Below are 10,084 nucleotides of genomic sequence, written 5' to 3'. Positions count from 1 at the left end.
GGCCAGGCGCAGGCGGCGGCGTCGTGGGGGGCGGTGGGAAGGCATGGTGCAGGGCTCCTTGAAGGCTGCTCGGTTGCGGTGAACCACCGCCCGGCGACACCAGGGCGTCCGGCGTCAGAAGCCGAACGCTTGGAGCGCTCCCACACGTCAAGGACCGTAATGGCAAAGGGAGTTGCGTACAAGGCTTGATGTCAAGTTCATGTCGACCCCCTTCCGGTTGCGTTTCGGCGCTGATACGGTCATGTCAATGGGAGCGCTCCCACGCAACATTGCGTGTCCGCACAGCCGCACGTCCCGGGGCCACCTGTCCCACGCTTTTCGCAAGCGCAGCGGATCCCACACGAGCACCGCCCCCCGCGCCGCAGGTGCCCCGGTCCCCACGACGAGTAGCAGAAAGGGACCTCGCTCCATGACCTCAAGACCCCGCCGCCGCGCCTTGACGGCCGCGGCCGCGCTAGCTCTGGCGCTGGGCATCACCGCGACAAGCCAGGCATCGGGCGCCGTACCGACGGAGGACACCGCCACGGCCGCCGCCGTCCAGGCCGACAACCCGTACGAGGGCGCGAAGCCCTACGTCAATCCCGACTGGTCCGCCAGGGCCGCCGCCGAGCCGGGCGGCAGCGCCATCGCCGACCAGCCCACCTTCGTCTGGATGGACCGCATCGCCGCGATCGAGGGCAGCGCGAGCGCCCGCGGCCTGCGCGCCCATCTGGACACCGCGCTCGAGCAGGGCGCCGACCTGGTGCAGATCGTCATCTACGACCTGCCGGGCCGCGACTGCGCCGCGCTCGCCTCCAACGGGGAGCTCGGCCCGACCGAGATCGACCGCTACGAGAACGAGTACATCGACCCGATCGCGGAGATCTACCAGGACCCGAAGTACGCGTCCCTCAAGATCGTCAACATCGTCGAGCCCGACTCGCTGCCCAACATCGTCACCAACGCCGACCAGCAGCCGGGCGCGACCGAGGCGTGCCGCGTCATGAAGGCGAACGGCAACTACGAGAAGGGCGTCGGCTACGCGCTGCACACCCTCGGCGCGATCCCGAATGTGTACAACTACCTCGACGCCGGGCACCACGGCTGGCTCGGCTGGGACAGCAATCTCGGCCCGTCGGTCGACGAGTTCAAGAAGGCCGCGACGACGTCCGGCGCGACCGTGGCCGACGTCGACGGCTTCGCCGTGAACACCGCGAACTACTCCGCCCTCACGGAGCCGCACTTCAAGGTCACCGACACGGTGAACGGCACCACCGTGCGGCAGTCGAAGTGGGTGGACTGGAACCAGTACGTCGACGAGGAGTCCTACGGCCAGGCGCTGCGCGCGCTGGCGGTCAGCCGCGGCTTCGCCGCCGACATCGGCATCCTGATCGACACCGGCCGCAATGGCTGGGGCGGCGCGGACCGGCCGGCGGGCCCCGGCCCCACCACGTCCGTGGACGACTACGTCAACGGCGGCCGTATCGACCGCCGCATCCACCCCGGGAACTGGTGCAACCAGTCGGGCGCGGGCCTCGGCGAGCGGCCGGCCGCGGCGCCCGCGGCGGGCATCGACGCGTACGTCTGGGCCAAGCCGCCGGGTGAGTCGGACGGCTCCAGCAAGCCGATCGACAACGACGAGGGCAAGGGCTTCGACGAGATGTGCGACCCGGCGTATCAGGGCAATCCGCGCAACGGCAACAACCCGTCGGGCGCGCTGGGCGATTCGCCGCTGGCCGGGCACTGGTTCTCCGCCCAGTTCCAGCAGCTGCTGCAGAACGCGTATCCGCCGGTGTCCTGAGCTTCTTGCGGGTCCGCCGGCTCTCTCTCCCGGTGCCTAGCCCTCGTTACGGCGCGGGCAGTCGTAGCCCTCGGGGACCGCGTACAGGCGGATCTCGAACCGGTCACCGACCTTGGCACCGGGGGAGGGACTCTGGAAGCACACCCGCCAGTCGTCGATGTCCGTCTTCGGCATCCGCTGCACCTTCGGGTCGCGCACGGCGCTGGTGGTGTTGATGATCGTGGCCCCCGCGCGCTTCAGCTGCGCGACGGCGTCGCCGTGGGTGCCCTTCCGTACGTCCGGCACCTCGCCGGGCCGCGGCTGGGCGCCCTGGCCGGCGGCCGTGGCGGGTTTGGCGGCGGCGGGCTTGCTGCCCTCGGGCTCGACGACGAACGCGGCCACGGCGGCGAGCACCACCACGGCGGCGCCGACGGCGGCCGGGTGGCCCAGGGGACTCCCCTTTTCGCGGTGCGGCACGGGCCACCTCCCTGGGGTTCGGGCGAGTGGCGGAGCAGCCTACCGCGCAAAGGTCACGATGTGATCCCGGCGGCGGGCACGTCCTCAGCGCACGTCCTCAGCGCACGTCCTCAGCGCACGTCCTCAGCGGGCGTCCGCGGCCAGCCGTACACCCAGGGCGATCAGCACCGTCCCGCAGATCTGCTCGAGCCGCTTGCGCACGCCGGCCCGGGACAGCACGCCCTTCAGCCGCTGCACTCCCCACACGTACACGGCGTAGTAGGCGACCTCGTACACCGCCCAGATCGCCGCCAGCGCGACCGTCGTCGCGAGGTGCGGGGCGCCGTGCGGCACGAACTGCGGCAGGAAGGACATGGCGAAGACGCCGACCTTCGGGTTCGCGAGGTTCACCACCAGCGCCGTGCGATACGCCCGCCGCGGCGAGGGCTCCGCCGTCCCCTCCTCGGCGAACCCCTCCGCACCCCCGCGCCGCGCCGCCCGCAGCGCCTGCACCCCGAACCACAGCAGCACCGCGGCACCGACGAAGCGCATCACGTCGTACGCGACCTCGGACGCGGCAAGCAGCGCGGTCAGCCCGCAGGCCGCGATGACACCCCACAGAAAGACCCCGGTCTCATTGCCGAGCACCGCCGCCATCCCGGCCCGCTTGCTCTGCAGCGACTGCCGGATGATCAGCACCGTGGAAGGACCCGGAGTCGCGGCGATCAGCGTGCAGGCGCCCAAGAAGGCGAGCAGTGAGGTCAGCATCGCGCCATCGTGACGCCGGCCAGTGGCCGGGCGCCAGTGATTATCGGCGGTTCGAAGTCTCGTACACGGGACGTCAACTATGCCCGAATGTTGGATAGTTGGCGGCATCTAAAGATCGATGACTGTGGCTTACGTCACACGATTTCCGCAGAAGCTGTGATGGTTACGTGAGAAAAGATCGTGTTAGTTTTTACCCGCCAACAGCCCGACTGACCATCGGGAACAGGCCAGTAATTGCACGGGGTTGAGAATCCACGCTTGCGCACGCGACGGACTGCTCGTATTCACTACGCGGGCCTTGCGTATCGAACCCTGCGCAAAATCAAGGGGGAGAGAGCCAGTCGTGGGCCTTTCGGTTTCCACACTTTCCAGGCCGCTTGACTCGGCTCCCTCCCCGTGCGCTATCAACGCAAGGGAAACAATACGTGAACCGCAACGCCATACGCTTGGCATCTGTTTCGATTGTGACGGCACTCACGCTCGGGGGCGCGTCCGGTCTGGTGCACGCGCAGGAGGCGCCCCAGGGGCGTCCTGTCGCTGCGGCCGGTGCGCTGACTCCAGACCAGCAGGCGTCACTGCAGCAGGCCCTGAACCTCATCGCCCAGGGGAAGGGTGAAGGCCTCACGGCGGCCGACGTCGAGCAGGTCAGGACCGCGCTGGAGCAGGAGGGCGGAGCGCAGGACAGGGCGGGGCTCGGTGCCGCTGCCAAGGCGCTCTGGAACGCGATCAAGAAGGCCGGCAGCAAGTATGCCAAGCCGGCCTGGGAGGCGGCGCAGAACGGCGTCAAGTCCTTCAACGAGTGGGTCGACGGCTTGAGTAACCTCAACCCGCTCAAGTGGACCATCAAGGCCGCCCCGGGGGAGGCCATCGCGGAGCTGGTCAAATATCTGGCGTCGATCCCCTGGAGCTAAAGCACGCTACGCAGCATCGACCAGGAATGGGAAATGACATACGAGATCGTCGAGCGTAACGCCTGGGCGTCCGTTTTCGCGACCAACTTCGTGGCCTTTCTATGTTTCACTGCCATCGAAACTGCGCCATCCATCCGAATTGGATGGTGGATCTATGGTGCAGGTTGGACGGTCGCGCTGGTGATGTTCGTTGCCTGCGCCATCCGTCGCCGATCCCCCGGTGCCGGCGGTGCCGGAGCATTCGTCGCGCTGGTCATTTTCGGAGCCTTGTTCTACGCCAATCACGCCTAGAACGGCGCTGAAGAACTGGACGCTCTGGTCCCGGCAGTTGGAGGCCGGGACCAGAGCGGTGCTCAGCACCCGCCGCCGGTGGTGTTGGTGCTGCAACAGCCGGCGCTGTCCGCTTCCGGCTGGGTGGTGGGCTCGTCGAAGAGGCCGGCGCCGCCGCAGACGCCGGTGTCGGGGAGGGTGAGTTCGACGCGTTCCGCCGCCTCGCGGTCGCCCGCGAGGGCTGCTGCGATGGAGCGGACCTGCTCGTAGCCGGTCATCGCCAGGAAGGTGGGGGCGCGGCCGTAGGACTTCATCCCGACGAGGTAGATGTCCTGCTCGGAGTGGGAGAGCTCGTTCACGCCGTGCGGGTAGACGGTGCCGCAGGAGTGGACGTTGGGGTCGATCAGCGGGGCGAGTTCGACCGGGGCCTGGAGGCGCGCGTCGAGGGCGAGGCGGAGCTCGTCGAGGAAGGTCAGGTCCGGGCGGAAGCCGGTGAGGACGATGATTTCGTCGACGGGGGCCAGGCGGCGGTCGTCCTCGGCGATCAGGACCAACTGGTCTCCTTCCCGCGCCACTTCGGTGGTGTGGAAGCCGGTGACCGCGTCCGCGTAACCCTCGTCCACCGCCGCCTTGGCCCGCAGCCCGAGCGCGCCGCGGGCGGGCAGCTGGTCGGCCTCGCCGCCGCCGAAGGTGCTGCCGCTGATGCCGCGGCGCAGCACCCAGGTGGTGTGCGTGCCGGGGGCGTCCTTGGCGAGCTCGGCCAGGTAGGCGAGGGCGGTGAAGGCGGAGGCGCCGGAGCCGATGACGGCGGTGCGCTTGCCGGCGTAACGGGCGCGTACCGCCGGGTCCTTGAGGTCCGGCACCTGATACGAGATTCGCGCGGCCGCGGCCCTCTCGCCCAGGGCCGGGAGTCCGTTGCCGCCGAGCGGGGAGGGGGTGCTCCAGGTGCCGGAGGCGTCGATGACGGCGCGGGCGAGGAGGCGCTCCTCGCTGCCGTCGGGGTGCGTGACGTGTACGGCGAAGGGCTGCTGCTCGCGGTCGGCGTCCACGATCCGGTCGCGGCCGGCGCGAGTGACGCCGGTGACGCGGGAGTTGAAGCGGACCTTGTCGCCGAGGACTTCGGCGAGCGGCTGCAGGTAGCGCGCCGCCCAGTCGCCGCCGCTCGGGTACGCGGTGCCCTCGGGCCGTACCCACCCGGTGGGGGCGAGGAGCTTCTCCGCGGCCGGGTCGACGACCTCGCTCCAGGGCGAGAAGAGGCGGACGTGGGACCACTCGCGTACGGCGTGCCCGGCGCTCGGACCGGCTTCGAGGACGAGCGGTTCGATGCCGCGGTCCAGGAGATGGGCGGCGGCGGCCAGGCCGATGGGGCCCGCTCCGATGACGATGACGGGGAGCTGGTGCCGGTCGGTGCTCATGGGTGCGGTGTCCTCGATTCGTTGGCGGATGGCCCTTGGCCACAGTGACCGCTGAAGCGGGCACCTTCCAGGTGCCTGGCGGTGCGATGGGCGCGAATTCCTGCCAGGGCCTGATTCGAGATCTGTCGATGTCTTGCGGGGTCAGCATGCCATCTGTTTCGATAGGTGTCAATATAGACATACGTCGAAACAAGGAGCTGACATGGAGGAGTCTGTGGGGCCGGGCCTGGTCCTGCGGTTTCGACGTGTGTCAAAATAGACGTATGTCGAATGCGAGCCCTCTCCTGCCGGTCCTCGAGCCCGAGGCCGTCGCCCCCTGCTGCCCGCCGCTGAACGAGCGGCCGCTCACGGCGGACGAGGCGGAGCGGGCCGCGCGGATGTTCAAGGCGCTCGGGGATCCGGTGCGGCTGCGGCTGTTCTCGCTCGTCGCCTCGCACGAGGGCGGGGAGGCGTGCGTGTGCGACATCTCCGATGTCGGGGTTTCGCAGCCGACCGTCTCCCACCACCTGAAGAAGCTCAAGGAGGCCGGTCTGCTCACCTCCGAGCGTCGCGGCACCTGGGTGTACTACCGCGTCGAGCCGTCCGTCGTCGCCGCCATGGGGCAGGCGCTGATCTCTGGATGAGGCGCCGTATCACTCGTTGACGGTGGCGATCGCGTCCACACCCGCATCGCGCAGGATGTGCTGGACGCTGCGCCGGGCGCCGTGGATGTGCAGGGCAATGGGTTCGGGGGCGCTGGTGGCGGCGCGGAAGAGCGCATAGGCGCACGTCAGGTCCAGCCAGATGACCGCCTCCATGTCCAGCACCCACTCGCGGGCCTGAAGCATCCGCGGATCGGCGAACCGTTCCTCGAGCTCGAGCGCCATGTGCGCCTCCAGCTCCCCGGCCAAGCACACGACGACGCGCTGCCCTTCGGCCTCGGTGATGGTCACGGACGGCTGGATATCGGCTGCCATGGCGGCCTCCTCGATCGCCGGCCGCGCGCGGCGCGCGCCGACGTCTCCACTTCCATTGTCCCGCTCGTACGGTCCGCGTGCATATGCGGGAGACCAGGGCAGTCCCGCCGTGTGCGACGCCGCCCACGGGCGGTCACCGCCGGAGGAGTTCGGCGACCGCGCGGGCCGCGTCGCGGGCGGGGCGGCCGACGCCGATGAGGGTGGCGGAAGCGGGGCCGGTCCAGTCCCCGTAGCCGAGGAGGTGCAGCCGCGGCTCGTCCACGGCCCGGGTGCCGGCGGTGGCGATGTGGCCGCGCCGGCCGCGGAGTTGGAGCGGGGCGAGGTGGGACAGCGCGGGGCGGAAGCCGGTGCACCAGATGACCGCGTCGGCTTCGGCGCGGGTGCCGTCGGCCCATTCCACGCCGTCGGACAGCAGGCGGGTGAACATCGGGCGGGCCTTGAGCAGGCCGCGGTCCCGGGCCTCGCGGACCGGCGGGACGGCGACGATGTCGCCGAGGGAGGCGACGCCGCCGGTGTCGGTACGCCCCTCGTCGAGGGCGCGCCGGCGGGCGGTGGCGGCGTCGAACAGGGCGCGGCCGTCGATGTCGTCGGCCAGGAAGCGCGGCGGGCGCTGGGTGACCCAGGTGAGCTCGGTGTCGTGGGCGAGGTCGGCGGCGATCTGGGCGCCGGAGTTGCCGCCGCCGACCACGATCACCCGCTGCCCCGCGAGATCCTGCGGGCGCCGGTACTCCACGGTGTGCAGCTGCCTGCCTGCGAACCCGCCGCTGCCCGGGACCGCGGGCAGGAAGGGCCGCCACCAGGTGCCGGTCGCGCTGATCACCGCTCCGGCCCGCCAGGTGCCGGAGTCGGTCGCCACGCGCAGCAGTTCACCGTCGCGGTGGACGCCGAGCACGCGCATGGGCCGCTGCACCGGCAGCTGGTACCGCTTCTCGTACTCCCGGAGGTACGCCACCACATGGGCGGCGTCCGGATACTCCGCGCCCGGCTGGGACGGCATCAGCCGGCCCGGCAAGGAGGAGTAGCCGGCCGGGGAGAACAGACGCAGCGAATCCCACCCGTGCTGCCATGCCCCGCCGGGTGTGGACTGCGCGTCGAGGACGACGAAGTCCACGCCCAGGCGGCGCAGGTGGTACCCGGCGGCGAGCCCGGACTGCCCGCCGCCGATCACCACCACCTGCACCGTCCGCGTACCGCTCATGCCGATCACGCCGCCGGGCTGAACTTCCGTCGCCAGGCCAGCGATACGTAGACCAGGGCCACCAGCACCGGCACCTCGATCAGCGGGCCGACGACGCCGGAGAGGGCCTGGCCGCTGGTCACGCCGAAGGTGGCGATGGCGACCGCGATGGCGAGCTCGAAGTTATTGCCGGCCGCGGTGAAGGCGAGCGTCGCGGTGCGGTCGTAGGCGAGGCCGAGGGCCTTGCCGAGGGCGAAGGTGCCGAACCACATCAGCGCGAAGTAGACCAGCAGCGGCAGCGCGATACGGGCCACGTCCAGCGGCTGCGAGGTGATCGTCTTCCCCTGCAGGGCGAAGAGGATGACGATCGTGAAGAGCAGGCCGTAGAGCGCCCACGGGCCGATCTTCGGCAGGAACTTCGACTCGTATGCCTCCTGGCCCAGCTTCTTCTCGCCGATACGGCGGGTGAGGAAGCCCGCCAGGAGCGGGATGCCGAGGAAGATGACGACGTTCAGCGCGATCTTCCACATCGAGATGTCGAGGTGTTCGCCGTCGCCGAGGCCCAGCCAGCCGGGGAGCAGGTCGAGGTAGAACCAGCCGAGGACGCCGAACATCACGACCTGGAAGACGGAGTTGAGGGCCACGAGGACGGCGGCTGCCTCGCGGTCGCCGCAGGCGAGGTCGTTCCAGATGATGACCATCGCGATGCAGCGGGCCAGGCCGACGATGATCAGGCCGGTGCGGTACTCGGGCAGGTCGGGCAGGAAGATCCAGGCCAGCGCGAACATGATCGCGGGGCCGAGCACCCAGTTGACCACCAGCGAGGAGATCATGAGCTTCCGGTCGCCGGTGACGGCGTCGAGCCGGTCGTAGCGGACCTTGGCCAGCACCGGATACATCATCACCAGCAGGCCGAGGGCGATCGGCAGCGAGATGCCGCCGATCTCGACCTTGGCGAGGGCGTCGTTCAGGCCGGGGATCAGCCGCCCAAGCCCCAGCCCGAGGGCCATGGCGGCGAGGATCCACACGGCGAGGTAGCGGTCGAGCGTCGAAAGCTTGGCGACGATCGAGGCGTCGTCCCCGGCTGATGCGCTGGCCTGCGCGGAGGCGGTGCCGGATTCGGTCGCGGTCATTCAGCAGGCTCGCTTTCGATCGTTTTCGACGGTCGTACGGGCGGTGGCGGCGAGCTCGGTGAAGGAGCCGGCCAGCGATTCGAGGACCTCGGGCCGCAGCTTGTAGTAGACGAAGCGGCCGCACGGCTCGGTCTCCACCACGCCCGCCTCGCGCAGCACCCGCAGGTGGTTGGAGAGGTTCGTCTGGCGGGCGCCGGTCTCCTCGACCAGGTGCGTGGTGCACAGCGTCTCGCGGGCCAGCAGATGCACGATCTGCATCCTGAGCGGATCCGCGAGTACGCGGATCAGATCAGTCTCGACTGATGTCAGCATGCACTGATACTCTCACATCATGACCGCCAAGCCCTCCGTGCTCTTCGTCTGCGTCCACAACGCCGGCCGCTCCCAGATGGCCGCCGCCTGGCTCGCCCACCTCGCCGGCGACCGCGTCGAGGTCCGCTCCGCCGGGTCGGCCCCTGCCGACACCGTCAACCCGGCCGTGGTCGAGGCGATGCGCGAGGTCGGCATCGACATCGCCGCCGAGACCCCGAAGATCCTCACCGTCGACGCTGTCAAGGCGTCCGACGTCTGCATCACGATGGGCTGCGGCGACGCCTGCCCGGTTTTCCCCGGCAAGCGCTACCTGGACTGGAAGCTGGAGGACCCGGCGGGCCAGGGCGTCGCGGCCGTACGTCCCATCCGGGATCAGATCAAGGGCCTGGTCGAGGAGCTGATCGCCGAGATCGCCCCGGCGGCCAAGGCGTAGGCGTAAGCGCCGCCGCGCTCAGTCGTCCGCCGGCCGCAGGATCTCGCGCAGGCTGCGCAGGCCGTCGCGGTTGAGGGAGTACCACGACCACGTGCCGCGACGTTCGCGGTGCAGCAGGCCCGCCTCGGTCATGACCTTCAGGTGGTGGCTGATGGTCGGCTGGCGCAGGCCGAGGGCGTCCGTCAGGTCGCAGACGCAGGCCTCGCCCTTGGGGGCCTGCTCGATCAGGCGGAGCAGCTGCAGGCGGGTGGGGTCGGCGATGGCCTTGAGGGAGGCTGCCAGTTGTTCGGCCTCGTCGCGCTCGATCGGTGGGCCGGCAAGCTCTCCGGAGTCGCAGGCTCCGGTCTTCTGCGCGGGTGACGCGGATGCGCCGTATGTAGTGACAGCCATCTATGTACCGTAAATCGATTCAGGCTACACGCAGCCGCAACGGCCGTTTGTTCACCCAGGGTTCACCTCACGCGAAGTCTGCCCAGTGCATAGATGCTCACCTA

At 69.8% G+C, this 10,084-nt stretch carries 12 protein-coding genes and 1 pseudogene; 5 read left to right on the top strand and 8 right to left on the bottom strand.

Annotation, left to right across the window (positions count from 1 at the left end):
• Positions 1-409 precede the first annotated feature (409 nt).
• Positions 410-1,774: pseudogene (locus G5C51_RS17705) on the top strand (glycoside hydrolase family 6 protein); the annotation flags it as partial.
• Positions 1,775-1,816: 42 nt separating this feature from the next.
• Here G5C51_RS17705 and G5C51_RS17700 read toward each other — a convergent pair.
• Together G5C51_RS17700 and G5C51_RS17695 are read right to left on the bottom strand one after the other, a co-directional pair.
• Complete coding sequence (locus G5C51_RS17700) at positions 1,817-2,236, bottom strand: PASTA domain-containing protein (protein WP_165238437.1); 420 nt, start codon at positions 2,234-2,236, stop codon at positions 1,817-1,819.
• A 123-nt stretch (positions 2,237-2,359) separates the two neighbouring features.
• Positions 2,360-2,983 carry a LysE family translocator gene (locus G5C51_RS17695; protein WP_165238435.1) on the bottom strand — a complete coding sequence of 208 codons (624 nt, stop codon included), beginning with the start codon at positions 2,981-2,983 and terminating at the stop codon, positions 2,360-2,362.
• 425 nt (positions 2,984-3,408) lie between these two features.
• Between G5C51_RS17695 and G5C51_RS17690 the strand changes: the two genes are divergently transcribed.
• Together G5C51_RS17690 and G5C51_RS17685 are read left to right on the top strand one after the other, a co-directional pair.
• A complete protein-coding gene (locus G5C51_RS17690) occupies positions 3,409-3,894 on the top strand; it encodes a hypothetical protein (protein WP_165238433.1) in 486 nt (161 codons plus the stop codon).
• Positions 3,895-3,927: 33 nt separating this feature from the next.
• Positions 3,928-4,185 (top strand): hypothetical protein, encoded by a 258-nt coding sequence (locus tag G5C51_RS17685; RefSeq protein WP_165238431.1) that lies wholly within the window; start codon positions 3,928-3,930, stop codon positions 4,183-4,185.
• A 62-nt stretch (positions 4,186-4,247) separates the two neighbouring features.
• Here the strand turns inward: G5C51_RS17685 and G5C51_RS17680 are convergent, their stop codons facing one another.
• Positions 4,248-5,579: an NAD(P)-binding domain-containing protein gene (locus tag G5C51_RS17680; protein WP_165238429.1), complete on the bottom strand. Its 1,332-nt coding sequence runs from the start codon at positions 5,577-5,579 to the stop codon at positions 4,248-4,250.
• A 263-nt stretch (positions 5,580-5,842) separates the two neighbouring features.
• Between G5C51_RS17680 and G5C51_RS17675 the strand changes: the two genes are divergently transcribed.
• The gene (locus G5C51_RS17675) at positions 5,843-6,202 is read left to right on the top strand and encodes an ArsR/SmtB family transcription factor (protein ID WP_165238427.1); all 360 of its coding nucleotides are present in this window, start codon (positions 5,843-5,845) and stop codon (positions 6,200-6,202) included.
• A 9-nt stretch (positions 6,203-6,211) separates the two neighbouring features.
• Here G5C51_RS17675 and G5C51_RS17670 read toward each other — a convergent pair whose 3' ends face one another.
• The 4 genes from G5C51_RS17670 to G5C51_RS17655 form a co-directional block, all read right to left on the bottom strand.
• Positions 6,212-6,535: an STAS domain-containing protein gene (locus tag G5C51_RS17670; RefSeq protein WP_165238425.1), complete on the bottom strand. Its 324-nt coding sequence runs from the start codon at positions 6,533-6,535 to the stop codon at positions 6,212-6,214.
• Positions 6,536-6,668: 133 nt separating this feature from the next.
• Entirely contained in the window at positions 6,669-7,733 is a 1,065-nt protein-coding gene (locus tag G5C51_RS17665; protein ID WP_165238423.1) for an ArsO family NAD(P)H-dependent flavin-containing monooxygenase, read from the bottom strand.
• 5 nt (positions 7,734-7,738) lie between these two features.
• Entirely contained in the window at positions 7,739-8,845 is a 1,107-nt protein-coding gene (arsB, locus tag G5C51_RS17660) for an ACR3 family arsenite efflux transporter (protein ID WP_165238421.1), read from the bottom strand.
• Positions 8,846-9,157, bottom strand: a complete 312-nt coding sequence (locus tag G5C51_RS17655; RefSeq protein ID WP_165238419.1) for an ArsR/SmtB family transcription factor — start codon at positions 9,155-9,157, stop codon at positions 8,846-8,848. It abuts the gene before it with no gap.
• A 19-nt stretch (positions 9,158-9,176) separates the two neighbouring features.
• Between G5C51_RS17655 and G5C51_RS17650 the strand changes: the two genes are divergently transcribed.
• Positions 9,177-9,590 (top strand): arsenate reductase ArsC, encoded by a 414-nt coding sequence (locus tag G5C51_RS17650; RefSeq protein ID WP_165238417.1) that lies wholly within the window; start codon positions 9,177-9,179, stop codon positions 9,588-9,590.
• 18 nt (positions 9,591-9,608) lie between these two features.
• Here G5C51_RS17650 and G5C51_RS17645 read toward each other — a convergent pair whose 3' ends face one another.
• Positions 9,609-9,980 carry an ArsR/SmtB family transcription factor gene (locus tag G5C51_RS17645; protein ID WP_165238415.1) on the bottom strand — a complete coding sequence of 124 codons (372 nt, stop codon included), beginning with the start codon at positions 9,978-9,980 and terminating at the stop codon, positions 9,609-9,611.
• Positions 9,981-10,084: the final 104 nt, after the last annotated feature.

The sequence above is a fragment of the Streptomyces coryli genome (assembly GCF_011044975.1).
In the GTDB taxonomy this organism is placed as follows: Bacteria; Actinomycetota; Actinomycetes; order Streptomycetales; family Streptomycetaceae; genus Streptomyces; species Streptomyces coryli.
Note: the sequence above shows the minus strand (reverse complement) of the source record. Positions and strands in the feature narration are given on the sequence as shown.